This window comes from Pseudomonas sp. RC10-4-2, from assembly GCF_050433085.1.
In the GTDB taxonomy this organism is placed as follows: Bacteria; Pseudomonadota; Gammaproteobacteria; order Pseudomonadales; family Pseudomonadaceae; genus Pseudomonas; species Pseudomonas aeruginosa.
The window spans coordinates 1,312,879-1,336,416 of sequence record NZ_JBNPXX010000002.1; the positions used below are offsets into that span (position 1 = coordinate 1,312,879).

The 23,538-nt window shown below is 67.5% G+C and carries 28 protein-coding genes; 10 read left to right on the forward strand and 18 right to left on the reverse strand.

Going from position 1 to position 23,538, the window contains the following annotated elements:
• The first annotated feature begins 20 nt into the window (after positions 1–20).
• Positions 21–860: a CvfB family protein gene (locus FHW81_RS14205; RefSeq protein WP_003082250.1), complete on the forward strand. Its 840-nt coding sequence runs from the start codon at positions 21–23 to the stop codon at positions 858–860.
• Positions 861–869: 9 nt separating this feature from the next.
• Here the strand turns inward: FHW81_RS14205 and FHW81_RS14210 are convergent, their stop codons facing one another.
• The 5 genes from FHW81_RS14210 to yfiR form a co-directional block, all read right to left on the reverse strand.
• The gene (locus FHW81_RS14210) at positions 870–1,244 is read right to left on the reverse strand and encodes a hypothetical protein (protein WP_003082252.1); all 375 of its coding nucleotides are present in this window, start codon (positions 1,242–1,244) and stop codon (positions 870–872) included.
• A 106-nt stretch (positions 1,245–1,350) separates the two neighbouring features.
• Positions 1,351–1,905, reverse strand: a complete 555-nt coding sequence (locus tag FHW81_RS14215) for a magnesium transporter (RefSeq protein WP_003112496.1) — start codon at positions 1,903–1,905, stop codon at positions 1,351–1,353.
• Positions 1,906–2,171: 266 nt separating this feature from the next.
• The gene (locus tag FHW81_RS14220; RefSeq protein WP_003082254.1) at positions 2,172–2,678 is read right to left on the reverse strand and encodes an OmpA family protein; all 507 of its coding nucleotides are present in this window, start codon (positions 2,676–2,678) and stop codon (positions 2,172–2,174) included.
• Entirely contained in the window at positions 2,650–3,957 is a 1,308-nt protein-coding gene (gene tpbB, locus FHW81_RS14225) for a diguanylate cyclase TpbB (protein ID WP_003082256.1), read from the reverse strand. Before tpbB ends, FHW81_RS14220 begins: the two co-directional genes overlap by 29 nt.
• Positions 3,957–4,529, reverse strand: coding sequence for a diguanylate cyclase inhibitor YfiR (yfiR, locus tag FHW81_RS14230; protein WP_003082257.1), 573 nt, complete (start codon positions 4,527–4,529; stop codon positions 3,957–3,959). The genes tpbB and yfiR overlap by 1 nt, the downstream gene beginning before the upstream one ends.
• A 209-nt stretch (positions 4,530–4,738) precedes the next feature.
• On the opposite strand from yfiR, the gene def reads away from it, so the two are divergent.
• Complete coding sequence (def, locus tag FHW81_RS14235; RefSeq protein WP_003120589.1) at positions 4,739–5,278, forward strand: peptide deformylase; 540 nt, start codon at positions 4,739–4,741, stop codon at positions 5,276–5,278.
• Between the two features lie 33 nt (positions 5,279–5,311).
• Here the strand turns inward: def and FHW81_RS14240 are convergent, their stop codons facing one another.
• Both FHW81_RS14240 and FHW81_RS14245 read right to left on the reverse strand, forming a co-directional pair.
• The gene (locus FHW81_RS14240) at positions 5,312–5,443 is read right to left on the reverse strand and encodes a hypothetical protein (RefSeq protein ID WP_254919836.1); all 132 of its coding nucleotides are present in this window, start codon (positions 5,441–5,443) and stop codon (positions 5,312–5,314) included.
• A 132-nt stretch (positions 5,444–5,575) separates the two neighbouring features.
• Positions 5,576–5,896, reverse strand: a complete 321-nt coding sequence (locus FHW81_RS14245; RefSeq protein ID WP_003082265.1) for a DUF2025 family protein — start codon at positions 5,894–5,896, stop codon at positions 5,576–5,578.
• A gap of 230 nt (positions 5,897–6,126) precedes the next feature.
• Here FHW81_RS14245 and dgt point away from each other — a divergent pair, with 230 nt between their 5' ends.
• Both dgt and FHW81_RS14255 read left to right on the forward strand, forming a co-directional pair.
• Positions 6,127–7,623, forward strand: a complete 1,497-nt coding sequence (dgt, locus tag FHW81_RS14250; RefSeq protein WP_003082267.1) for a dGTPase — start codon at positions 6,127–6,129, stop codon at positions 7,621–7,623.
• Positions 7,624–7,636: 13 nt separating this feature from the next.
• The gene (locus tag FHW81_RS14255; RefSeq protein WP_003086499.1) at positions 7,637–8,389 is read left to right on the forward strand and encodes an SIR2 family NAD-dependent protein deacylase; all 753 of its coding nucleotides are present in this window, start codon (positions 7,637–7,639) and stop codon (positions 8,387–8,389) included.
• 6 nt (positions 8,390–8,395) lie between these two features.
• Here the strand turns inward: FHW81_RS14255 and FHW81_RS14260 are convergent, their stop codons facing one another.
• Together FHW81_RS14260 and FHW81_RS14265 are read right to left on the reverse strand one after the other, a co-directional pair.
• Positions 8,396–8,983 carry a DUF4234 domain-containing protein gene (locus FHW81_RS14260; protein ID WP_003082271.1) on the reverse strand — a complete coding sequence of 196 codons (588 nt, stop codon included), beginning with the start codon at positions 8,981–8,983 and terminating at the stop codon, positions 8,396–8,398.
• Between the two features lie 94 nt (positions 8,984–9,077).
• Complete coding sequence (locus tag FHW81_RS14265) at positions 9,078–10,067, reverse strand: aldo/keto reductase (RefSeq protein WP_003082273.1); 990 nt, start codon at positions 10,065–10,067, stop codon at positions 9,078–9,080.
• A gap of 134 nt (positions 10,068–10,201) precedes the next feature.
• Here FHW81_RS14265 and FHW81_RS14270 point away from each other — a divergent pair, with 134 nt between their 5' ends.
• Positions 10,202–11,113, forward strand: a complete 912-nt coding sequence (locus tag FHW81_RS14270; RefSeq protein WP_003086503.1) for a LysR family transcriptional regulator — start codon at positions 10,202–10,204, stop codon at positions 11,111–11,113.
• 35 nt (positions 11,114–11,148) lie between these two features.
• Complete coding sequence (locus FHW81_RS14275) at positions 11,149–11,556, forward strand: FosA family fosfomycin resistance glutathione transferase (protein WP_003082280.1); 408 nt, start codon at positions 11,149–11,151, stop codon at positions 11,554–11,556.
• Here the strand turns inward: FHW81_RS14275 and FHW81_RS14280 are convergent.
• Positions 11,553–12,530, reverse strand: coding sequence for a rhamnosyltransferase (locus tag FHW81_RS14280; protein WP_003112489.1), 978 nt, complete (start codon positions 12,528–12,530; stop codon positions 11,553–11,555). The genes FHW81_RS14275 and FHW81_RS14280 overlap by 4 nt on opposite strands.
• Entirely contained in the window at positions 12,518–13,786 is a 1,269-nt protein-coding gene (locus FHW81_RS14285) for an MFS transporter (RefSeq protein WP_003145470.1), read from the reverse strand. Before FHW81_RS14285 ends, FHW81_RS14280 begins: the two co-directional genes overlap by 13 nt.
• A gap of 312 nt (positions 13,787–14,098) precedes the next feature.
• On the opposite strand from FHW81_RS14285, the gene FHW81_RS14290 reads away from it, so the two are divergent.
• Entirely contained in the window at positions 14,099–14,788 is a 690-nt protein-coding gene (locus FHW81_RS14290; protein WP_003123148.1) for a hypothetical protein, read from the forward strand.
• Between the two features lie 9 nt (positions 14,789–14,797).
• Here FHW81_RS14290 and FHW81_RS14295 read toward each other — a convergent pair whose 3' ends face one another.
• The 3 genes from FHW81_RS14295 to hchA all read right to left on the reverse strand — a co-directional run bounded on the left by FHW81_RS14295 (position 14,798) and on the right by hchA (position 16,759).
• Complete coding sequence (locus FHW81_RS14295) at positions 14,798–15,148, reverse strand: DUF7079 family protein (RefSeq protein WP_003082290.1); 351 nt, start codon at positions 15,146–15,148, stop codon at positions 14,798–14,800.
• A gap of 66 nt (positions 15,149–15,214) precedes the next feature.
• Positions 15,215–15,628 carry a thiol-disulfide oxidoreductase DCC family protein gene (locus FHW81_RS14300; protein WP_003116330.1) on the reverse strand — a complete coding sequence of 138 codons (414 nt, stop codon included), beginning with the start codon at positions 15,626–15,628 and terminating at the stop codon, positions 15,215–15,217.
• Positions 15,629–15,883: 255 nt separating this feature from the next.
• Positions 15,884–16,759: a glyoxalase III HchA gene (gene hchA, locus FHW81_RS14305; protein ID WP_003082292.1), complete on the reverse strand. Its 876-nt coding sequence runs from the start codon at positions 16,757–16,759 to the stop codon at positions 15,884–15,886.
• A 171-nt stretch (positions 16,760–16,930) separates the two neighbouring features.
• Between hchA and FHW81_RS14310 the strand changes: the two genes are divergently transcribed.
• A complete protein-coding gene (locus FHW81_RS14310; protein ID WP_003112485.1) occupies positions 16,931–17,662 on the forward strand; it encodes a PA1136 family autoinducer-binding transcriptional regulator in 732 nt (243 codons plus the stop codon).
• A 6-nt stretch (positions 17,663–17,668) separates the two neighbouring features.
• On the opposite strand, the gene FHW81_RS14315 is transcribed toward FHW81_RS14310, so the two are convergent.
• Positions 17,669–18,655 carry an NAD(P)H-quinone oxidoreductase gene (locus FHW81_RS14315; protein ID WP_003112484.1) on the reverse strand — a complete coding sequence of 329 codons (987 nt, stop codon included), beginning with the start codon at positions 18,653–18,655 and terminating at the stop codon, positions 17,669–17,671.
• A 145-nt stretch (positions 18,656–18,800) separates the two neighbouring features.
• Between FHW81_RS14315 and FHW81_RS14320 the strand changes: the two genes are divergently transcribed.
• Together FHW81_RS14320 and FHW81_RS14325 are read left to right on the forward strand one after the other, a co-directional pair.
• The gene (locus FHW81_RS14320) at positions 18,801–19,676 is read left to right on the forward strand and encodes a LysR family transcriptional regulator (protein WP_003145465.1); all 876 of its coding nucleotides are present in this window, start codon (positions 18,801–18,803) and stop codon (positions 19,674–19,676) included.
• A gap of 90 nt (positions 19,677–19,766) precedes the next feature.
• On the forward strand, positions 19,767–20,615 hold the full coding sequence (locus FHW81_RS14325; protein ID WP_023090740.1) for a CAP domain-containing protein: 849 nt from the start codon (positions 19,767–19,769) through the stop codon (positions 20,613–20,615).
• A 97-nt stretch (positions 20,616–20,712) separates the two neighbouring features.
• Here the strand turns inward: FHW81_RS14325 and FHW81_RS14330 are convergent, their stop codons facing one another.
• From FHW81_RS14330 to FHW81_RS14340, 3 genes are all read right to left on the reverse strand, one after another.
• Positions 20,713–21,549 carry a bifunctional allantoicase/(S)-ureidoglycine aminohydrolase gene (locus tag FHW81_RS14330; RefSeq protein WP_003086528.1) on the reverse strand — a complete coding sequence of 279 codons (837 nt, stop codon included), beginning with the start codon at positions 21,547–21,549 and terminating at the stop codon, positions 20,713–20,715.
• A 136-nt stretch (positions 21,550–21,685) separates the two neighbouring features.
• Positions 21,686–22,588 carry a LysR family transcriptional regulator gene (locus FHW81_RS14335; protein ID WP_023086496.1) on the reverse strand — a complete coding sequence of 301 codons (903 nt, stop codon included), beginning with the start codon at positions 22,586–22,588 and terminating at the stop codon, positions 21,686–21,688.
• 165 nt (positions 22,589–22,753) lie between these two features.
• Positions 22,754–23,470, reverse strand: coding sequence for a UTRA domain-containing protein (locus tag FHW81_RS14340; RefSeq protein WP_023090739.1), 717 nt, complete (start codon positions 23,468–23,470; stop codon positions 22,754–22,756).
• Positions 23,471–23,538 lie beyond the last annotated feature (68 nt).

Below are 23,538 nucleotides of genomic sequence, written 5' to 3' on the forward strand. Positions count from 1 at the left end.
CTTCGACAGGGGGAGACAACATGGCGGTCATCGGGCGTTTCAATTCACTGCAGGTGGTCAAGCACACGGAGTTCGGGCTCTATCTCGACGGTACCCAGCACGGCGAGATCCTCCTGCCCAAGCGCTATGTGCCGAAGGACCAGCCCAGCGAAGTGGGTGACTGGCTCAACGTGTTCATCTACCTGGACAGCGACGACCGCCTGATCGCCACCACCCAGACGCCCAAGGTCCAGGTCGGCGGTTTCGCCAGCCTGAAGGTCGTGGAGATCAACCGGATCGGCCTGTTCCTCGACTGGGGCCTGCCCAAGGACCTGCTGCTGCCGCATTCGGAAGAGAAGCGTCCGTTGCAGGTCGGCGACTACTGCGTGGTCTACGTCTACCTGGACAAGCGCACCAACCGCATCACCGCCACCGCGCGCCTGGACCGGCAGTTGGACAACCTGCCGCCGCGCTACAGCGTCGGCCAGGCGGTCGACCTGCTGGTGGTGGAGCGTACCGAGATGGGCTTCAAGGCGATCATCGAGGGCAAGCACTGGGGCCTGATCCACAAGAACGAGGCGTTCAAGTTCCTCCGCAGCGGCATGCGCGAACAGGGCTACATCAAGGAATTGCGCGCGGACGGCAAGATCGCCCTTAGCCTGCAGCCGGTCGGCGCCGAGGCCGCCGTCGAGCTGAGCCAGCAGATTCTCGCCCGGCTGCTGGAGGCCGGCGGCAGCCTGCCGCTCAGCGACAAGAGTTCGCCGGAAGATATCCACCGGCTCTTCGGGGTCAGCAAGGGGACCTTCAAGAAGGCCATCGGCGGCCTCTACAAGAAAGGCCTGATCCTGATCCACCCGGAACGCATCGAACTGCCGCGCTGAGGTTTCCGCTCAGGGCTGGAGGAACGGGGCGAAGTCCAGGCCAGCGCCGCCGGGGCGGACGTCGCGCAGGCGCTTGCCGGGGTCCGCGCTCAGCTCCAGGCTGAGGGTCGGCCGGCGGGCGTTCTTGTCGCGCAGTTCCAGGCTGTCCTGCTGCTGGCGAAGGAAACCGGTGGGCACCTTCAGGTGCTCCACTGCATCGCCGGCCGGGTTCGCCAGCAGCAGGTTGAGGAACTTGCCGGCCTTCAGTTGGCTGAGCGGAATATCGAACCACCAGACGTTCTTGCTCTTGTTGAAGCGGGCGAGCAGGGTGTTGCCGGCATCCAGCACGGACATGCCCAAGGCCTGGTTGAGCTGTGCGATGGCTGCCGCTTTATCGAGTTTCATGGAGTTTCCTGACGGGCCGCGCCGGCCGGGATGGCGGGCGGGTAGCCGGATATTCTAGCAGCCGGAGGGACGCCGCAGGACCTGCGCGGTGCGCAGGCCCCGCCGCTCAGACCATCCGCCGGAACTGCCGCCAGCGTTGCTGCCAGCCCAGCAGCAGCGGAGAGACCGCGGGGCCGGTGCCGGCGTCCTGCAGGCGCGGGTGGTGGCTGACCACGTTGACCAGGATCGGCTCCTGGGCGTTCTTCACATCGACGAAGAACAGGTGCTGCCCCTGGTGCAGGCGTTCTTCGAAGGGACGGAAGGCGCGGTTGGTGCGCTGCAGGCCGAAGAAGCTGCCTTCCCACAGGCAGAACGCGCAGAGCATGGCGCCGAGGAAGATCACCGGAATCCAGCCGGCGGCGGTTTCCGTCCAGCCGCTGGCATAGGCGAAGGCCACGGCGACGATGGCCAGGACGAGGCCGACCAGCAGGCCGACACGGCCGGAGCGGACCACATCCTTCTTCATGAACGGAGAGACTTCGTGCAGATGGCGCTGGCCGGTCTCCGCGTCCTTTTCGCTGAGGACGTGGATCTGCTCGGTGGCGATGCCGCTGGCTTCCAGTTCGGCTTCGAGCCGTTCCAGCTCGTCGAGGTTGTCGCTGATGTAGTAATGCCGGTTCATGACATGCCTCCCATCGTCTGACGGCCTGTTCCTTGGGCGAACAGGCAAAGGTCGATACCCCCTGTCGGTGAATCCCGGAGCACCCGCAAGCGGCAGGTCGGCCGGGATTGTCGGTTTCTTGCGCAGCATTCAGTCTAGCATCCGCGGCAGCGGCGGCCGGTACGCCGGTCTGCTGGCTTCTTCCCGGCCGGAAGCGGGGTAGTGGCGGGGCCGGGCGATGGACGGGCCAGGTACGGGTGGGCCGTACGCAGCCCGCGAGCGCAGGATTACTCGGCGGGAACGATGATGGCGACGCGGCGGTTCTCGCTGCGGCCGGCGCGGGTCTTGTTATCGGCCACCGGCTTGCTCATGCCAAGGCCGCGGACCTCGATGTTGGCCGCCGGCATGCCGGCTTCGCGGAATACCGCGGCCACCGATTCGGCGCGCCGTTCGGAGAGCTTTTGATTGTAGCCTTCGTCGCCGTAGTTGTCGGTGTGGCCTTCCAGGCGGACCTTGTCGATGTCTACCGCGAGCAGGGCGCGGGCGATCTTGGTCAGGGTGTTGCGGCTGTCGGGATTGAGACGGTCGAGATTGTTGCCGAACAGCACCTTGCTCGACATGCCGAACTCCCAGCCTTCGTCGCGGAGTTCGAAGCCCTGCTCCTGGAGCACGGCGATCTGCTCGGCGCTCAGGCCGGTCTGCGGCGGCTTGGTCTGGCAACCGGCCAGGCCCAGCACAAGGCTGAACAGGGCGAGGGCAAGCAATCTACTTGGGTGGAGCCTCTGGGGTAGCACTGTCTATCTCCTTTTCTTCCTGAAGGATGCGGGGGTCGTTGAGTTCCGCCAGGCGCCGGCTGCCGCGGGCCTGGCGCTTGGCGATGTACATCGCCATGTCGGCGTCGTGGAGCAGCGCCGCCGGGGTATCCGCATGCTCGGGATAGAGGGCGATGCCGATGGTCAGCGAGGTACTCACCGTGCTGCCGTCGCTGAGCCGGATCGGCGCCTGCATGCTGGCGATGATGTTGTCGGCGATGCGCAGGGCGTCGGCGCCGGACGCCAGCGGTGCGAGCAGGACGGCGAATTCGTCGCCGCCCAGGCGCGCCACCAGGTCGCTTTCGCGCAACTGCCCACGGATGCGCATGGCGATGTTGACCAGCACGGTGTCGCCGGCGGCATGGCCGAGGCGGTCGTTGATCTCCTTGAAGCGGTCGCTGTCGATGAACAGCACCGCCAATTGCTCGCGATGCTCGTTGGCATCGCGCAGCGCCCGGCTCAGGCGGCCTTCGAAGAAGGCGCGGTTGGGCAGGCTGGTCAGGCTGTCGTGGTGGGCCTGGTGCGCCAGCGAGGCGTTCTCGTCCTGCAGGCGCGCCTGCCAGGATTCGAGTTCGTCGAGCAGGGCGTTGAAGTCCTCGCCCAGTTGGCTCAGCTCGGCGATGCCGGCTTCCGGTACGCGCTTCTCGAAATCCCGTTCGCGGCGCACGGTATGCGCGACCTTCGCCAGTTGGTCGAGCGGGCCGACGATACCGCGTACCAGCCGCCGCGACAGGTAGAAGGCGCCCAGGGCGGTAAGCAGCAGGCACAGGACCATGCCGGCGAAACCTGTGAGCAGGAAGCGCAGCAGGCTGCCGCCGGAGCCCTTCACCTCCACCGAACCGATCTTCTGGCCGTCGTGCAGGATCGGTTGTTCGGTCGGCGCGCTGAGCAGCCAGTGCGCCAGTTGCTGTTCCAGCAGGTGCAGCGGCCCGGTGCTTTCCCGATGCCAACTGGCCAGGGTCTGTCCCTGGCGGTCGTAGACGATGGCGCTGGAGACCTCTTCGCTGGAGGCGATCAGCGCCAGGGACTCCTCGGCGGCCTGGGCATCGCCGAAGACCACTGCGGCTTCGACGGTATAGCTGATGGAACGGGCGATCAGTTGCTGGTTGGGGTCGGCATAGGCGCGCAGGGTCAGCAGGCCGACCAGGGTCACCGCCAGCCCGGCGGTGAATACCGCGACCAGCGCCACGCCCAGGTGCGCGCGATAGAGCACCCGGCGCAGCGATGGATTGGAACCCGTATAGCGACGACGACGGTTCATCACGGAGTGGCCTGCCGCCTTGCCAGTTTCAATACGCTCGGGTGCACGCGTACGCCGCTGCGGGCGATGGAGTCGAGATTGGCCTCGAAGGTGATGCGCGGGCCGCCGACGTTGAGGCAGAACATGCTGCCGACGCTGCATTCGGTGCCGCGCTCGCTGATGGACAGCACCGGATGCCCGGCCAGGCTGCGGAACACCTGCTGGCGCTCGCGCTCGTCGACCACTCCGAGGTAGATCACGTTGCAGAGCGTGCCGAGGTCCGGGTTGTCCACCGCGCGGCGTTCCGCATGCACGCGCCTGCCATTGGCCTGCACCATGCCGCGGAGCAGGCCGTCGGCGTACTCGGTCGGTCCGACCACGCAGAGTTGCAGGACCGCCGGCTCCTTCGGCCAGCGCACGTAGCTGAATATGCCCAGCAGAACCTGGCTGACCGCATTGCTGCGTTGCTCGACCGACGTCCGTGCGTCGTCCGCCCACAGGCCTCCGCCGCCCAGGCAGGAAACCGCCAGGACCAGGCAGGCCAGGGTGCGCCTGTAGAGGTCGAGGGGCTGCAAGGTGGGCAACGAAGGCAAAAAGGTTTCCTCCAGGAAAACGTAGCGGGGTGGCACGACTGGCCAGTGTAGTCGGTGTGCGGCGAATATTACCGGATGTGCCGGGAAAGAAAGCCGTTCGGTGTCAAATCAATGGCGCAATTGCCGGAGATGGAAGCGCTTTGCGTCTTGTCCTGTCTGGTTTTCTGGCTGAGCATGTAGGGCGTTACTGACCTTTATCAGGGGGCGGCATGATCCGGGAAATCCTCAAGATGGGTGACGAGCGCCTGTTGCGTATCGCGCAGCCGGTGCCGTCCGAACTGTTCGGCAGCGAGGAGCTGCAACGGCTGATCGACGACATGTTCGAAACCATGCATCACGTCGGCGGGGTAGGGCTGGCCGCGCCGCAGATCGGCGTCGACCTGCAGCTGGTGATCTTCGGTTTCGAGCGCAGCGAGCGCTATCCGGACGCCCCGGCCGTGCCGCCGACCATCCTGCTGAACCCGCGGATCACCCTGCTGGACGACGAGATGGAAGAGGGCTGGGAGGGCTGCCTGTCGGTGCCGGGGTTGCGCGGCGCGGTATCGCGCCATCGGCGCATCCGCTACCAGGGCCTGGACCCGCAGGGACAGCCGATCGACCGCAGCGTCGAAGGGTTCCATGCGCGGGTGGTGCAGCACGAGTGCGACCACCTGATCGGCCGCCTGTATCCCTCGCGAATCACCGACTTCAGCAAGTTCGGCTTCACCGAGGTGCTGTTCCCCGACCTGGACCCCGCCGCGGACGATTGAGCGGTTGCGCCTGCGGCTCTGCTCCGGCCTGGCTCAGCTCCGCGGTGGGGTGCCGAGCGGCGCCGTCGGAGCGTGTTTTTTCGCTCGTTTCGCCAGGCGTTTCTCCTGGGCGGTTTTCAGCGGTTTCCTACGAGTTTCCTTCTTCGCGTTCAGTCCCTTGCTCATGGCGTTCACCTCCCCACGCAGCACCTGCGTGGCGCGCCGGATGGCCGATGGCGTCCGCGGCGCCGGACGGCGGCGGACGCTTCCAGCATAATGCGTGGCGCAGCGCCCGGCGCGGGCGGCGATCGACGGCGCTCAGCGCAACTGGCGTTGTGCGGTGATTTCCGGCAGGTCCTGGCGGCGCAGATAGACCAGTAGCGGCTCGCCGATGTTCAGTCGTTCGTTGATGTTCTGTTCCAGCAGGATCTGCAACTGCTCGCGGCCCAGGCGCATGACGTCGTCGCGTACCGAACTCCAGACGAACTCGCTGGTGGGCGTGATGCTGTCGTCGGCGACGTCCATGCCGAAGGAGTCTTCGCTGAAACGCACGATGTAGCGGCCGGTCTTTCGGTTGAAACCGACGAACCCCTTGAGGGCATCGGCGGCCTGGCAGATGTCGGTGGATGTGATGCTCATGCGGAACCTCCCTGAACGTTCCTGTTTCTCTGGGCGCACGCATGATCGGCGGCGCCCCCGTTCTGCGGCGGGGGTCGCTGGTGCCGAGCGGGGTATTCTGCCAGTTGCCGCCGCCCGGGGAAGAGGGGGGATCGCGAACGGTAGTGGGACGGATTGTCGCGACCTTGGTTAAACCGCCGCCACGCGCTAGGCTCGGGGTTCGCAGCCGACCGAGTGGAGAACAGCGCCAGATGCCAGGGGCCGTGGATTTCAAGGAGCGGATATCCCGCCAGCGTCCGCATGACAGGGAAACCTACGGACATGCCGGGAATACCGATCTGCAAGACATCGTCTACCAGTTGGAAAGCGACCGCGGGCGCATCGTCAATTCCGCCGCCGTGCGTCGCTTGCAGCAGAAGACCCAGGTCTTCCCGCTGGAGCGCAACGCGGCGGTGCGCAGCCGCCTGACCCATTCCCTGGAAGTGCAGCAGACCGGGCGTTTCATCGTCCGCACGCTGTTCCGCCAACTGGGCCCGCGTGCCGCGGAGGTCGGCCTGGACGGGCTGGAAGGCGCGCTGGAAAGCCTGGTGGAAATGGCCTGCCTGATGCACGACGTCGGCAATCCGCCGTTCGGTCATTTCGGCGAGTACGCCATCAACGACTGGTTCGAACGCAACCTCGACGCCCTGTTCGAGCGCCGCATACCGCCGGGCCAGGGCGACGGCCTGTTGCAGCAGCGCATGCTCACCGACCTCAAGCACTTCGAAGGCAACGCCCAGGCCATCCGCCTGGTGGTGAAGCTGCTGCGCCTGAACCTCACCTACACGCAGACCGCCGGCCTGCTCAAGTACGTGCGTCCGGCCTACGAGCCGAAGCCGGACAAGGCGGCGGCGAACCACTACCTGAACAAGAAGCCGGGCTTCTATCTTTCCGAGGAAGCCTTCGTCGACGAACTGCGCCGAGTCCTCGGCATGAGCCCGGGCACTCGCCACCCTGTGGCCTACATCATGGAAGCGGCCGACGATATCTCCTATTGCCTGGCCGATATCGAAGACTCGGTGGAAAAAGGCATCCTCGACATCCGTCAATTGGCGGATCTGCTGGTGAAGAAGTTTGCCGTCCACCATTCGCCGGACGCGCCGATTCCCGGCGACGCGGACAACATGAGCTTCCAGCGGATGGTCGACTACTCGCTGGAAAAGGCCGAGCGGGAGCCGATCAACAAGGTCAGCGAATTCTTCATCCGCCTGCGGGTGAAAATGATCCACCCGCTGGTCCAGCACGCCGCCCAGCAGTTCATCGACAACCTCGAAGCGGTTCATGCCGGCACCCTCGGCCGCGCGCTGATGGAGGACGGCAGCCTGCCGCACGCCATCGTCCAGACGTTCAAGGACGTGGCCATGGAATGGGTGTTCTGCCATCCGGAGGTGGAAACCCTGGAATTGCAGGGCTACCGCATCATCCAGGGCCTGCTGGATTTCTACGCGCCGCTGCTGCGCCTGCCGGCCGAGGAGTTCCAGGCCCTCGCCGAAGGTCGCCAGGCCGCCGCGCCGCATCCGCAACTGCTGGTTCGGCGCCTGCCGAGCCAGCAGATCAAGGCTTACCTGGAGGCCATGAAAGGTGTGGCGGAGGACCCGTTGCAGCGGCAGTGGGAGTTCTACCACCGCTGCCGCATGCTCCAGGATTTCGTCAGCGGCATGACCGACCAGCATGCCCAGGACGAATACCGCGCGTTGTCCGCGCTGTAAGCGGAGGAGCGAGATGCGCGCTGTCGTCGAACTGCTCGCCGGCGCCCGCCGCCTGGTGATCTTCACGGGCGCCGGGGTGTCGGCGGAAAGTGGGATTCCCACCTTCCGCGATGCCCTTGGCGGTCTCTGGGCGCGCTACGATCCGGCGGCCCTGGCCACGCCCGCGGCCTTCGCCGACGATCCCGCGCTGGTCTGGGGCTGGTACGAGTGGCGCCGCCTGAAGGTGCTGGGTGTCCAGCCGAATCCCGCGCACCGGGCGATTGCCGCATTGAGCGGACGAATCGCCGACACCCGGCTGGTCACCCAGAACGTCGACGATCTGCATGAACGCGCCGGCAGCCGCGACGTCCTTCACCTGCATGGCAGCCTGCACGCGCCGCGTTGCGCAACCTGCGCGGCAGCCTACCGGGACGCCTTGCCCGATTCGGTCGAGCCGGAAGAGGGACGACGGATCGAGCCGCCGCGTTGTCCGGCCTGCGGCGGACAGGTCCGGCCGGGCGTGGTCTGGTTCGGCGAGGCGCTGCCCGAGGCGGCGCTGCGCGAGGCTTTCGCCGCGGCCTGCGAGTGCGACCTGTTGCTCAGCGTCGGCACTTCCGGCGTGGTGCAGCCGGCGGCGCGGATACCCGGACTGGCGCTGGAGCACGGTGCCAGCGTCGTGCATGTGAACCCGCAACCGGTGCGCACCCGCCATCCGCGCGAACACTGTCTCGTCGGTCCGGCCGGCGAGGTGCTGCCCGAACTGTTGCGCCGGGCGTTTCCCGGCTGAGGCGGCTCAGCCCTGGGACGAGCCGAAGAGGATCACCGCGGAACCGATCAGGATCAGCAGCCAGTAGAGCGCGCCGAGCACGATGAACAGCAGGTTGTAGCCTGAATAGCCGGCGTTGCCCGTGCCCTGCGGGTCGCCGCTGGCGAGGTTGGCCTGGCGCTGGATGTTGCGCATCGGGATAAGCGGCGTGAGCAGCAGCAGGAGCGAGGGCAGCGAGTAGGGCTCCAGCGCGGGGACCACGTCGGTGAGGTGGCTGATCAGGTTCGCCGCGACCGTCAGCAGCACCGCCCAGGTCGCATCCTTGCTCGGGCTCCATAGTGCCTGGCGCTCTTCCGGCAGGGCCTGGTGGATCCGCCGGGCGAGGGCGTGGAAAAAGAAGATGCCGAAGATCGCCCGCCATACCGGGCTGATCCGCCGCTCCATCTGCGGTTGCTGGGCCTTCCAGTGCTTGTACATCCAGTACACGCCGTACAGCCCCAGGGTGACGAGGAAGAGCACGCTCATCTTGCCCAGGGAAGTGACGAAGAAATGCGCCCGCTTCGCGCCGCGGGTTTCCACCAGGGGCGCTTCCGGGGTCTTGTAGACGTTTTCCATAACTGATCCGGCAGTCCTTGAGAAAAACCGCCATTTTGCCTTCCGCCGCTCCGTCAGGCCAGCGGCCAGGGGCGTTGCCGCCCCGGCCGTCCGATCAGGCGTTGCGGCTGGGCGGCGCCATGAACTCGGGACCGACCGGATCCTGGATGGTCTCGGCGAGGATCCGCTCGATGCGGGCCATGGCCTCGTCGTCCAGGCGCCAGCCGAAGGCGTCGGCGATGCCGTTCAACTGCTCCGGCTTGCGCGCCCCCCACAGCGCCACCGTAGGGCCGCGATCGAGAATCCAGCGGATGGCCAGGGCCAGCACCGACTTGCCATAGCGCTCGCGAGCCAGTTCCTCCAGTTGCGCGACCGCTGCCAGGTACTGGGCGAAGCGGGGCTGCTGGAACTTCGGGTCGGACTTGCGCAGGTCGTCGCCATCGAAGCGGGTCTCGGCGTTCATCCGTCCGGAAAGCAGGCCGCGGCACAGCGCTCCGTAGGCCAGCACGACGATGCCGTTACGCTCGGCGTAGGGCAACACGTCGGCGTCGATGGCGCGCTCGAACAGGTTGTAGGGCGGCTGCACGCTGGCCAGCGGAGCGAACTGGCGGAACCCGTCCATCTGTTCCGGCGAATAGTTGCTCACGCCGATGGCGAGGATCTTGCCGTCGCGGCGCAGGCGCTCCAGTTCGCCGGCGGTTTCCTCGTGCGCCACCAGCGGGTCCGGCCAGTGGATCTGGTACAGGTCGATGCGATCGGTCTTCAGCCGCCGCAGCGAGTCCTCGACCTCCCGGCGGATGCGTGCGGCGGAGGCGTTGCGGTGGATGCCCGCGTCGCTCCACTCCAGCGCCGCCTTGGTGGCGATCACCGCCTTGTCGCGCAGGCCCTGCAAGGCCTTGCCGACGACCTCTTCGGAATGGCCGAAGCCATAGACCGGCGCGGTGTCGATCAGGTTGATCCCGGATTCCACCGCACGCCGGATGGTTTCCACCGACGTCGCGTCGTCAGCGCCGCCCCACATCCAGCCGCCGATGGCCCAGGTGCCGAGGCCGATGCGCGAGACCGGCGTGTCGATACCCTCGATGCGAATGCTTTCAACGCTCATGGAAATACTCCTGCAGATCGGGAAAACGGCTGCCGGCAATGCGCCCGGCGGCACGGAGCGATTACTCTAGATCACCCGAGATTGAATGTGGCTCAATGCTGCATTGACCTCCGAGAACTGCCAGGAGCCCGGGAATGCCGGCTTTCACCCGTTCCGAACTCGCCGACCTGAACGTCTTCATGACCATCGTCCGGCGCCGCAGCTTCCGTCACTCGGCCCAGGAACTGGGTGTCAGTACCTCGGCGCTGAGCCACAGCATGCGCAACCTCGAGGCGCGGCTCGGGGTGAAGCTGCTCAACCGTACCAGCCGTTCGGTGGTGCCGACCGATGCCGGCAGCGCGCTGGCGGCCAAGCTGGAGGATGGTTTCCAGGTGATCGGCGAGGCGCTCGGCGAACTCGATGCCTATCGCACCTCGCCGGTGGGCCGGCTGCGCCTGAACGTGCCGCGCGATGCCTCGCGGCTGCTGCTGGGGCCGGTCCTCAGGCGCTTCACCGAGGCGTATCCGGACCTGCAACTGGAACTTTCGGTGGAGGACCGCATGGTCGACATCGTCGCCGACGGCTACGACGCCGGCATCCGTTACGGCGGCACGGTGCCCCAGGACATGGTCGCGGTGCCATTGACCGGGGAGCTGCGCTGGGTGGTGGCCGCGTCGCCCGATTACCTGGCGCGCCACGGCGTGCCCCAGCGGCCGGACGACCTGTTGCGGCACGCCTGCATCCGCATGCGCCTGGGCGACAACTCGTTCTACAAATGGGAACTGGGCGACGGCGAGCGGATGGTCGAGGTCGACGTGCCCGGCCCTTTCAGCGTCAACGAAAGCAATACGGCGGTCGCCGCGGCCCTGGACGGCGTTGGCCTGGCCTACTGCCTGGAAGTGGGAATCGCCGAGGAGCTGCGTAGCGGCCGGCTGCAACTGGTATTGCCGGACTGGACCTCGATGGGCGCGCCGTTCTGCCTCTATTATCCGAGCCGACGCCAGCCGCAACCCGGCTTGCGCCAACTGATGGAAATGATCCGCGGCGACTGGCTGGGGCGTGCCTGAATCGTCCTCTCGCCAAACCTTGCAAGGAGCCCCCCATGCTCACCGGTCTCAATCACCTGACCCTGGCGGTCGCCGACCTGCCGGCCAGCATCGCCTTCTACCGCGATCTTCTCGGCTTTCGCCTGGAAGCACGCTGGGACCAGGGCGCCTATCTCGAACTGGGTTCACTGTGGCTGTGCCTGTCCCGGGAGCCGCAGTACGGCGGGCCGGCCGCGGACTACACGCACTATGCCTTCGGCATCGCCGCCGCGGATTTCGCCCGCTTCGCCGCGCAGCTGCGCGCGCATGGCGTGCGCGAATGGAAGCAGAACCGCAGCGAGGGCGATTCGTTCTACTTCCTCGACCCGGACGGCCATCGCCTGGAGGCCCACGTCGGCGACCTGCGCAGCCGGCTCGCGGCGTGCCGGCAAGCGCCCTATGCGGGAATGCGTTTCGCCGACTAGGCCTTGGCCTTGCCGGAAGCTACGGACGCCACGGCCGGGCCGGCGAGGCGCTTCAGCAGGCGCGGGCGGTTGGTCTCCAGCGCGCCGCCGCGTCCCCGCAGGCCGTCCCACAGGCCCCAGCCCAGGCAGCGCAGCTTGAGCAGCTTGTCGCGTTCGAGCAGGAGCACCGCGAGGCCCTGGGTCAGGGTCGGCAGGTTCGCCAGCAGGGCCAGCGGCGAGGACCGGGCGTAGCGGCGCAGGACCAGCAGGCCGTTGCGCGCCAGGTAGTAGCGGCGCAGCGGGGCGTGGTTCATCGCGCTGAGGCTGAGACCGCCGAGGCGGCGGGTCTTGCGCGTGCCGATGCGGTGCTCGAGGACCAGCCGCGGGTCGACGTACAGGGGCACGTCCAGCGCCTGGGCGCGCAGGCTGTATTCGGTGTCCACGTGGTCGATGAACAGTTCCTCGTCGAAGTGGCCGAGGCGCTGGTAGGCCTCGCGGGTCAGCAGGCAGCCGGAGGAGATCAGGAACGAGGTGCGCTGCGGGGTCGTCAGGCCGTCCAGAGACAATTGCCTGAGCGTCAGTCCGTCGAGATGGATGGCCGGCAGGAAGCGCCGGTCACCCCGGTCGAAGATCCGTGGGCCGAGCAGGCAGGCCTGACCGTTGCGCGCCTGCAGGTTGCGCCACTGGGCGGCGAGGAAGGCGCCGCCGGGACGGGAGTCCTGGTCGAGCAGCAGCACACCCTGCACGCCACGCCGGAATAGCGCGTCGAGCCCCTGGTTGAAGGCGCCGGCGATGCCCTGCCGGTTGCCGTGGTGCAGCACGGCGATGCCTTGCCCGCGCAGCCGGGCATTGCGCTGCGGATCGCTGTGCGGTGAGTTGTCGACGGCAAGGAAGCGCAGTTGCGGAAACGCCGCCGCCAGTTCGCCAAGGTGTTCCAGGTCGTCGTCGCCAGGATTGAACAGTACCACCAGCACGCCCATGTCTATCCGGTCCATGATCGTTCTTCTCCCGTAGGTCGAAGTTGCCAGGCCAGGACCAGCCCGGCCAGAACGAGAAGGGCGCCGGCGAGGAATGGCGCGCCGGCCAGGGGCAGCGGCGCGAGCGGACCGCTGCCCCAGTGGAACAGGCCGCTCATCAGCGGCGGACCGACGATCGCGGCGAGGCTCATCAGGCTGCTCAGCACGCCCTGCAACTCGCCCTGGCGGTCGACCGGCACGCGGGCCGAGAGCAGCCCCTGCATGGCCGGGGTGGCGAGGCTGCCGAGCGCGAAGGGCAGCAGCGCGCAGACCAGCCAGAATGACGAGTCGACCAGGGCGAACAGCAGCAGGCCGCAGCCTTGCAGGGCGAGGCCCAGGCGCAGCAGGCGGGCGTCGTCCAGGCGCCGCTTGCAGAGGTTCACGCCGAGGGTCTGGGCGAGCACCGCGAGCACGCCGTAGAGGGCCAGCGAGTAGCCGATCCAGGCGCTGCTCCAGTGAAACTTCTCGATCACGAAGAACGGCCAGACCACCATCACCGCCTGCAAGCCGAGGAATACCAGGGCAAGCACCGCCAGCAGGCGTCCGACCCCCGGTTGCCGAGCCAGGCCGCTGATCGAGCGCAAGGCATTCATCCGCCTCGGATCCAGGCGGCGGCGTCGCGTCGGGGGCAGGGTTTCCTCGAGGAACAGGCCGGCGAGCAGGGCGTTGAGCAGGCACAGGCCGGCGGCCAGCAACAGCGGCAGCGTCGTGCCGTGCACCGCCAGCAGCCCACCGAGGGCGGGGCCGAGGATCATGCCCAGGGCGAGGCCGGCGTACAGCCAGCCGAAGTGCCGGGTGCGCTGCCCGTGCGTGCCGAGGTCCGCCGCGCAGGCCATCGCGGTGGCCACGCTGGCGCCGGTGAGCCCGGCCAGCGCGCGACCGAGGAACAGCATCCAGAGGCTGTCGGCCAGCGCCAGCAGCAGATAGCTGAGGGCGAAGCCGAGCATCGCCAGGACCAGGACGGGGCGGCGTCCGAAGCGGTCGCTGAGGCTGCCGAGGACCGGCGAAAAGAACAATTGCAGCAGCGCGAAGGTCATCACCAGGGCGGCGCCCCAGGTGGCCGCGTCGCGGATCGCCAGCGGCGCCACGCTGCCGATCAGCGTCGGCAGCAGGGGCACGATCAGGCCGACGCCAGCGGCATCCAGCAGGCAGGTGAGGAACAGCAGAGGCAGGACGCGTTTCGCGCCGGGACCGTGTTCCCGCGTGGCGGAGGGGCAGAGGCTGGTCGTGGACACGCCAGGACCCTCCCGGCGAACACAGGAAATCCCGATCCTGGGACGCCAGCGACGGCAAGGGAAACTACCGGAATTCACAGGTTCGACGAACGGTCGCGGCAACGCCGGCGGGCGGCGTGATGTCATAATGATGCGACCCGTGCGCCAGTCGGGTATCCTTGCCGGCCTCTCAACGTTGTTTCCTAACGATATTTTCCTCCTGTCGCGAGCAAAGGGATTTCAATGACGCCCAGAAAAGGAAAGCTACCTGCCGTGCTCGCCTGCATGGCAGCGCTGGCGGGCTGCAACATCAACCCGGCGAACCAGGGCTCGGTGTCGTCCTGGTTCTCCATGCGCGCCGGCGATCCGCCCAGCTTCGTCACCGGCGTGGTCGGCTTCGAGAACACCGGCAGCAACGACCCGTCCACCCGCCTGACCCTGCGTTTCCGCGATCCCGCCTCCAAGACCCATGCGGCCCACGTCACCACCTCGTCGTACTCCGAGCTGTTCAGCCTCGCACTGACGCCGCGCTACTACGAGCTTTACGAGTTCGAGGTGAGGTACCTGTCCTATACCGTCACCCGCGAGACCGGTGCGTACGAGGAGCGCTGCGAGGCCAACGGCGAGGCGCTGGAGAAGACGGTCCGGAAAAGGAAGCGCAGCGTCACCCACACGGCGGTAAACGTGGAGTCCAACTGTCGTTCTACGCCGCTGACCAAGACCGACTACTACTACGAGACCTATACCTCCAAGCCGTTCTCCGCGCCGTTCCGTGCCGAGAGCTTCGCCACCAACTACATCGGCGACTTCCGCGTGCAGTGCAGCTACAAGGAGAAGAAGGGCAAGACCCTCGTCGACAGCTGCCGTCTCAACTACGGCGCCGTCAGCCGCGATCGGGTGGACGCCTGGGTGGCGCAGATGAACGAGGCAGACAAGGACAAGCGCGAGCCGCTGCCGCCGGTACGCCAGCAGGCGGTCGACACGAAGAAGGCCGGCAAGCTCATCCATTCGGTATTTCGCTGAGGCGCTCGCTCAAAGAGCGCCGGCGATCGCGCGCCAGGTGTCGGCGTATCGCCATCGCAGCCAGGCGACCAGGCAGCGCTCGTGCCAGCGTCGCAGGGCGCAGCTCCTTTGCCGCGCCAGGCGTCGCTCGATGGCCTCTTCCAGCCAGGCCTCGTCGAAGGCGGTCCATACCGCCGGAGCGGGGCTGAGCAGGTTGCCGTGGCAGACCGGCGCCACTTCCTCGAAGAACAACCGCTCCAGCAACGCCGGGTCGACGCCCTTTATCCGCCGGGCGATATCCTCGGGCTCCAGGAGAGTGTCGACGAAGGCGTCGGATAGCGCGTGGCGCAGTCGTCGGCGTTGGCTCGGGTCAAGGGCCATGGCAAGTATGGGTCCGCAGGCTGGTGCGCAGGCAGCATAACCCGCCACGGCCAGCGCGGAGAGGCGTCAGGCTCGACGGGGACGCCAGGAGCGACGACGAAGGGGTGGGCGCTGGCGGCCGAACCAGCGCCAGCGGTTGCGCCGTAGCGCCTCGTGGCACTCGTCGCGCAGCCAGGCTGGCAGCAGGCGCAGCCAGCGCAGGTGACGCCAGGGGCCCGGCAACAGGCGCAGCACCTCGAGCAGGGCATCGTTGTCGTCGCAGGCGTAGGCGCCGTCGACGAACAGCCAGGTGTTGAAATGATCGGGTGCCAGCCCGAACCAATCGAGAATCGCCAGGCCTTCGGCGGACTGCGCGGCAAGCAGCTTCAGCCGGTGGTCGGCGCGGCGTGCCAGGAAACCGCTCCAGAGCGTGCAGAAGCGGCAGTGCTGGTCGTACAACACGACCTTGTCGCCGGGCTTGAGGTACGGCGGCAGTGACATGAGGGGCCCCCTTGGGTTCGGCTTTGTGCGCAAGCCCGGAACCGTAACGGCGGGAAGGGAGGACGACTAGTCGGTGTGCTGTCAGAGTTTTCTTTCTGTGCGGTCATCGATTCGTCTTTCGCCGGACGGCGTCGGGCAACGCGCCATTCCTCTTCCTGAAGGACGATGCTGCGCCAGGCCGGTTTAAGTTCGATGACGCCGGGACGAACGGGAGATGTCCCCGTCCGTGGGGCACGGACGGGGCGCGGCGGGGAATCAGCGGGCGAACGCTTCGAGAAGGGTCTTGGCGGCCAGCTTGCCAAGGTTGTTGGAGGCCAGCGGGCTGTCGCCGGTGAGCAGCTTGCGGTCGCGGTGGACCTGGCCGGTGATGCCCTTGTTGAGGATCTTCACCCCGAGCTTCTGCAGGTTCTCGCCCACCAGCCAGGGCAGGGGACCGGGCATGTAGCCGATCTCCAGGTTGGCGCCGGTGTCCAGAGCGTCGGGGAACACGCAGATCTCGTAGCCCTTGAACGGGTAGTCCTCCGGCTTCTCGTCGACCGCCGGTGCCAGCAGGCAGGCCGGACCGTGGCAAAGGGTGATGATGTAGCGGTCCTTGGCGAGGAAGGCATTGAGCAGCCGTTTCACCTCCCGGCTGTGCGGAATGCCCGCCAGCACGCCGTGGCCGCCGGGAACGAACACCGCGGCGTACGGCGAGTCGTCGGCGACGGCCTGCTCCAGGAGGTCGGCGAGCTTCCGCGGCGCTTTCAGCTTGGGCAGGTACTTCGCGTAGATGCTCTTCACCGCCTCGTCCTCACCGGGCATCGCCCACATCTCCAGCTTCACCGGGTTGCCGGAGAGCGTGGCGACATCGAACTCGAAGCCGGCCTTGTCCAGGTGGTACATCGGCAGGAGCATTTCCACCGGGTGGTTGCCGGTGGAGAACATGCTGCCGTTCTGCATCAGGATGTAGCGTTCGTCGGTACCGATCATCAGCACCTTCTTGCCGCCCTTGTACGGGGTCGGGTAGTCGGCGCCGTCGAAGTCGGTCTTTGCCGAGGTGTACTGGCTCAGGGAATAGGGCGAGGGAAAGAACGCGTTGTGCTCGGCGTGGTCGGGCGTCGGGGTTCTGCTGGTATCGCGCTCGTTGCTCATGGCTCGTTCCTTTCTGCGTGATGGAGGTCGTACCAAGACGATAGGCGGGGTCGCCGGCCGGCGAAATAGGGGAAATCCCCTAACCCACGATCGGTCGCCTGAGGGTTTTCCCCTATGGGCTTTTGCCGGCAAGCCGGGGATCATGCGGAAAAAGCCAGGAACGTCCGCTCCATGACCGACTACGCCAGCCTTCTCTTCGACAGCGTCGCCCGGCTGCGCAAGGCCGCTACCACCGAGGCGGTCTGCCGCGAGATGGTGGAGTTCGCCGCACGCCTGGGCTTTGACCGGGTGATCGTCTGCAGCCTTTTCCCCCGCCCCGACGAGGACGAACTGATCGACGAGCTGTTCTTCGTCCATGGCGACTGGGCCGAAGGGCGCAGCGCCCAGGAGCGCGACGCCTATCTTCTGCACTGTCCGGTCACCCGGCACATCCTCGAACTGGACGAGCCGTTCTTCTGGTCGAAGAGCCCCTCGGAGGATCCCGAGCGCATGACCTACCGCATCGTCCGTGGGGTCCGCGACCTCGGCCAGGTCAATGGCATGCAGGTGCCGGTGTTCGGCCGCAACGGCCTGGAGGGCGCGGTGTCTTTCGCCGGCGAGCGGCTGGACCTGAATGCCGGTTGCAAGCTCGCCGCCCAGGCCTTCTGCCCGATCCTGTTCTTCGCCCTGAAGCGCCTGCGCGGCCCTGTGTCGGCGGGCGATGCGCAAGCGCTCAGCGAGCGCGAGCGGGAAGTCCTGCAATGGATCGCCCTGGGCAAGCAGCAGGCGGAGGTGGCGGCGATCCTGATGATTTCCGAGCGCACCGTGGAGAATCACCTGCGTGCCGCCCGCCGCCGTCTCGGCGCGGCGTCCACCGCCCAGGCGGTGGCGCGGGCGCTGCGCCTGGGCGATATCGAGGTCTGAGCGGCCTCAGGGAGCTGACGTGAGGACGATCTTGCCGATGTGCTGGCCGGAGTCCATCAGTTCGTGGGCCTGGCGCGCCTGTTCCAGGGGGAAGGTGCGGAACACCTGCGGCCGGACAGTGCCGGCGCGCACGTGCGGCCAGACCTGGCGCTCCAGTTCGGCGATGATCGCGCCTTTCTCGTCGTGGCTTCGCGAGCGCAGGGTCGAGCCAAGATGGACCAGGCGCTTGCTCAGCATCGGGAACAGGTCGACTTCGGCGGCCTTGCCCTTGATCACGCCGATCTGCACGATCCGTCCGTTCATCGCCGCCGCCTGATAGTTCCGCGTCACATAGTCGCCGGCGACGATATCGACGATCACATCGACCCCGCGTCCTTCGGTGCCGCGCAGCACTTCCTCGACGAAATCCTGCTCGGTGTAGTCGATCGCCACGTCGGCGCCGAGGCGCAGGCTGGCCTCGCGCTGGGCCTCGCTGGAGATCGTGGTGAAGATTTTCGCCGCGCCGAAGGCCTTGCCCAGCATGGTCGCGGCGGTGCCGATGCCGGAGGCGCCACCGTGGACCAGCAGCGTCTCGCCGGCCTTGAAGCCACCGCGCTGGAACAGGTTGACCCAGACGGTCATGAAGGTTTCCGGCAGCGCCGCCGCTTCCTCCATGCCCAGGCCGTCGGGCAGGTGCAGGGTGGTGCGCTCGTCTGCCACCGCGAACTGCGCGTAGCCGCCGCCGGGAATCAACGCCATCACCGCCTCGCCGACGGCGAAGCGGCTGACCTCGCTGCCGACCGCCCGCACCGTGCCGGCGATCTCCAGGCCGGGAATGTCCGAGGCGCCGGGTGGCGGGTCGTACACGCCCTTGCGCTGAAGCACGTCGGGACCGTTGACGCCGGCGGCGCGGACTTCGACCAGGACCTCGCGCGGGCCGGGCGTCGGCAGCGGCCGGCTGGTCGCCACCAGTACCTCGGGGCCGCCGGGCCGGGCGATCTCGATGGCGGTCATTCGTTCGGGAAATCGGTTCGTACTGCTCATCGCATGCTCCTGGGAAAATGGTTCGGACCTGGTTCGCATGGTAAGCAGCGCGGATGCCGTGGTCGCGCAGCGCTTTTTCATTAGACTGATGCGAAAATGCATCAGGAAAACCGCCATGAATTGGGACGACACCCGCGTCTTCCTCGCGCTCTGCCGCGAGCACACCCTGCGCGGCGCCGCCCGCGCGCTTCACGTCGACCAGGCCACGGTGGGCCGGCGGCTGGCGTCGCTGGAGGCGGCGCTGGGCTCGACCCTGTTCCTGCGCACCTCGTCCGGCTACCTGCTGACCCCGGCCGGCGAGGCGGCCTTCGAACTGGCCGAGAAGATGGAGCGCTCGGCCCTGGAGTTGCTACGGCGGACCCGCGGGATGGACCACCGACTGTCCGGCGAGGTGCGGTTGTCCACCACCGACTCCCTGGCCGTCGACTTCGTGCTACCCGCCCTGGCCCGCCTGCACCTTGAACACCCGGATATCCGCGTGCTGCTCGACAGCGCTTCGGCCGTGGTCGACCTGCCCAAGCGCGAGACCGACATCGCGATTCGCACCCTGCGGCCGGAAAATCCCGATTTGATCCTGAGAAAACTCGCCAGTTGGCCCATGGGCCTGTTCGCTTCCGCGGACTACCTGCGGCGCAACGGCGTACCGGTGCCCGGCGAGCGTTTCCGCGGCCACGACCTGGTGATGTACGAACCCTATTGGCACAGCCAGCGCGAACTGACCCTGGGCGGCGAGCCGATCCGCGACGGCCGGGTGGTCATCGCGGTGAATTCCAACATGATGGTGCGCCAGGCCCTGGCGCGTGGCCTGGGGCTCTGCGAGCTGCCGCTGTACATGGGCGAGCGCGACGGACTGGTGCGGGTCTGGCCGCAGCGCGAGCGACGCCGGCCATACGAGGTGTGGATGGTTACCCACAAGGACCTGCGCCACACCGCGCGGGTCCGCGCGGTGATCGAGCAGCTGGTGGAGGCGTTCGCCGAAGCACCGGCCTGAGCCTGCAACGCCGGCGCCGGGTTCCGGTCGAATGCGGCGGCGCGCCGCGGAATCGCGCATCATCGGCGCCATCAGATCGAGGAGATTTCCATGGCAATCCCAAGCATCCCGCGTTTGGCCGTACTGACGCTCGGGCTGGCGCTCGCAGCGGCCGCCAGTGCCGCCGACGAGGCGCAACTGATCGAGGCGATCAACGCCTACCGTGGCCAGGTGCAGTCCTGCGGCGGGCAGGCCAGCGGTGAACTGCCGCCGCTGGCCGCCGACCCGCGCCTGGCCTTGCCGGTGAATGCCGCCGGCGACCTGCAGCAGGCGATGGCACAGGCCGCCTACCCGATGGTCAACGTGCAGTCGATCAGCCTTTCCGGGCCGCGCGATGCCGGCGCGGCGATGAAGGCGCTGGAGGAAAGCTTCTGCCGCGTGGTGCTCGACCCGCAATTCGTCGACGTCGGCGTCAGCCGCCAGGACCGCGACTGGCGCATCGTCCTCGCCCGGCCATTGCTGCGCGGCGGCATGGGCGATTGGCAGGCGGAAGGGCAGAAGCTCCTGGAACGGATCAACGCCGCCCGCGGGCAAGCCCGCCAGTGCGGTGGCAAACCTTACGCAGCGGCCCAGCCGCTGGCCTGGAACGCCACCCTTGGCGGCGCCGCCGAAGCGCATTCGCGGGCGATGGCCAACGGCAACTTCTTCGACCACCTCGACCGCGACGGCCGCACCCCCGGCGACCGCGCCGAGCTGGCCGGCTACAGCGGCGGGCTGATCGGCGAAAACATCGCCGCCGGCCAGGACGGGGTGGACAAGGTGGTCGACGGCTGGCTGGCCAGCCCGGGCCACTGCGCCAACCTGATGAACCCCGGCTACCGCGAGCTGGGCGCGGCCTACGCCACCGATCCGAAGAGCGACGCGGGAATCTACTGGACGGCCATGTTCGGTTCGCCCTGAAGTCCTCCGCGCCCGGAGCTGACGAAGGGCTGGGCGCCTTCCGCAAACGAAAAACCCGGCGCCATGGCGCCGGGTTCCCTTTCAGCCTGTCCCGCCCTCAATGCGGCGCATTGAGGGTCAGGCGCATGTGCCGGTTGACATCCTTGTACAGCAGGTAGCGGAAGCGCCCCGGGCCGCCCGAATAGCAGGCCTGCGGGCAGAAGGCGCGCAGCCACATGAAGTCGCCGGCCTCCACCTCGACCCAGTCCTGGTTCAGGCGGTACACCGCCTTGCCTTCCAGCACGTACAGGCCGTGCTCCATCACGTGGGTCTCGGCGAAGGGGATCACGCCGCCCGGCTCGAAGTTGACGATGTTGACGTGCATGTCGTGGCGCATGTCGCTCATGTCGACGAAGCGGGTGGTGCTCCAGCGGCCTTCGGTGTCCGGCATCACCAGCGGCTGGATGTCCTGCTCGTTGGTGACGAAGGCTTCCGGCAGCGGTACGCCGTCGACCTTCTGGTAGTGCTTGCGGATCCAGTGGAAGCGGGTGTGCTGGCCGGTGGTATTGCGCACCTTGTAGTCGGCGCCCGGCGGAATGAAGGCGTAGCCGCCCGGCTGCATGGCGTGGACCTGGCCCTGCAGGGTCAGGCTCAGCTCGCCTTCGACGACGAACAGCACGGCCTCGGCGTTGGGATCCTGCTCCGGTTTGTCGCTGCCACCGTTGGGCGCCAGTTCGACGATGTACTGCGAGAAGGTCTCGGCGAAGCCGGACAGCGGGCGGGCGATCACCCACATGCGCATGTTGTCCCAGAACGGCAGGTGGCTGGTGACGATATCGCGCATCACCCCCTTGGGAATCACGGCATAGGCTTCGGTGAACATCGCCCGGTCGGTGAGCAGCTCGGTCTGTGCCGGGTGCCCGCCGTGCGGCGCGTAGTAGCTGGACTTGGACATGGAGCGTTTCCTCGTTGTTGTCTTGCTGCCGGCGCACGCGCCGCCGGAGCGAAATGGGCGGGCGCGAGCCGTTGCTGACGGCAACGATATCCAGCGCCTGGCGCATGCACAAATTAAATGTTGGAATCCAGCATATTCATTTTTCGAATGCGGGGCGGCTCCGGGTATCTTCCGCCAGCACCCGCGACAGCACGCGCGCCAGCGCCTTCACCATCGGATCCGCCGCCGGCCGGTGCAGCAGCGCCACTTCGAACACGTCCACCGCCGGCAGCCCGGCGTTCTTCGGCAGCACCGCATGGCCTGCGCTCACCGCGCGCAGCGGCAGCAGGCCGATGCCCATGCCGTCGGCGATGGCCGATTGCAGGCCGCTGAGGCTGGAACTGGTGAAGCTGATGTGCCAGCGCCGGCCGACCGCTTCCAGGGCGGCGATCATCTCGTCGCGGTAGACCCCGCGCGGCGGGAAGGTGACGATGGGCAGCGGGTCGAGGTCGATGCAGGGGTTCCTGGCGCTGTCCACCCAGCATGTCTTTTCCGGCCAGCAGGCCAGTGCCTCGCGGCTGGCGCGGCGCTGCTTGAGCAGCACCAGGTCCAGTTCGCCGCGGTCGTAGCTGGCGCTGAGGTCGCGGCTCATGCCGCTGGTGACTTCCAGCTTGACCTGTGGATAACGCCGGTTGAAGGCCGCCAGTCGCTCGGTGGTACGGCCGGCGGCGAAGTCGTCCGGCACGCCGATACGTACCGTCAGCGCCACCGTGCCGCCGGATAGCGCCTCGGCCAGTTCGTCGTTCAGTGCCAGCAGGCGGCGGGCATAGCCGAGCAGCGTATCGCCGGCGTCGGTCGGCAACACGTCGCGGTTGCCGCGCTCCAGCAGGCGGTGTCCGGCCATTTCCTCCAAGCGGCGAACCTTCTGGCTGACGGTCGACTGGGTCGAGTGCAGGCGCGCGGCGGCAGTGGTGAAGCTGCCGCAGTCGGCCACCGTGACGATGGCGCGGAGCAGGTCGAGGTCGAACAGGCGGCTATTCGATTTTTCACTGTCGCTCATGGTCGTATCGCATTTTCGAATGTCGTCGCCGCTTTTAGCAGGCCGTGCCGTCAGCGGCAACCGCTCAGCGTCGACGCAGCGTGCCCAGCGGTCGACCAATGCGCTGGAAGCGGCGGGAAACCCGCCAGGCGGTCATGCATGCGCCAGGAACAGGACCGCGGAGCGCTACTCGGGCACCTCGACGTTGACCTGTAGCGCGTCGTGGCGCCAGTACTCCAGGTCGCAGTCGATCAGGCGGCCCGCCTGGTCGCGGTTGACCCGCACGATCTGCAGCGCCGGGCTGCCCACCGAGACCCGCAGCGGCCCGGCGGCCTCCGCCGGGAGGATGGTCGGGACCATCTCGAAGCGCACCCGGCCGTAGCGGATGCCGTAGTGGTTGGCGTAGAGATCGGTCAGCGAGCGAGTCAGGTCGAAGCGCTCGATGCCGGGAAAGTAGGCGGGATTCAGGTAGTGCTCGACGTACAGCACCAGCCGCCCGTCGACCCGCCGCGCCCGGCGGATCTGGAACACCCGCGACAGCGCCGGCAGCTCCAGGCGCTGGCAGATGTCGACGCTGGCCGGGATCATCACCGCGCCGAGCACCTCGGTCTCCGGCACCCGGCCCTGGTCGGCGACCATCGCGTGGAAGTGGCTGCGCACCAGCGGGTTGTACAGCAGCCGCTGCGGCGAGACGAACCAGCCGCGGCGTTCCTCGCGGTAGATCAGGCCCTGGTCCTCCAACTGGCCGAGCGCCTCGCGCAGGGTGATGCGGGTGGTCGAGAACAGCTCGCTCAACTGCCGTTCGCTGGGCAGCTTGCTGCCGCGCGCGAGCAGGCCGCGCTCGATCTGCTCGCGCAGGGACTGGTAGATCACCGTCAGGGGTCGGGACGGCTCGTCGCGCATATCGACGCTTCTCCGCTGGGGCTCCGGGGGCTACAGGGTAATGCTTCCGGGCCGCCGGCGGTATAGCG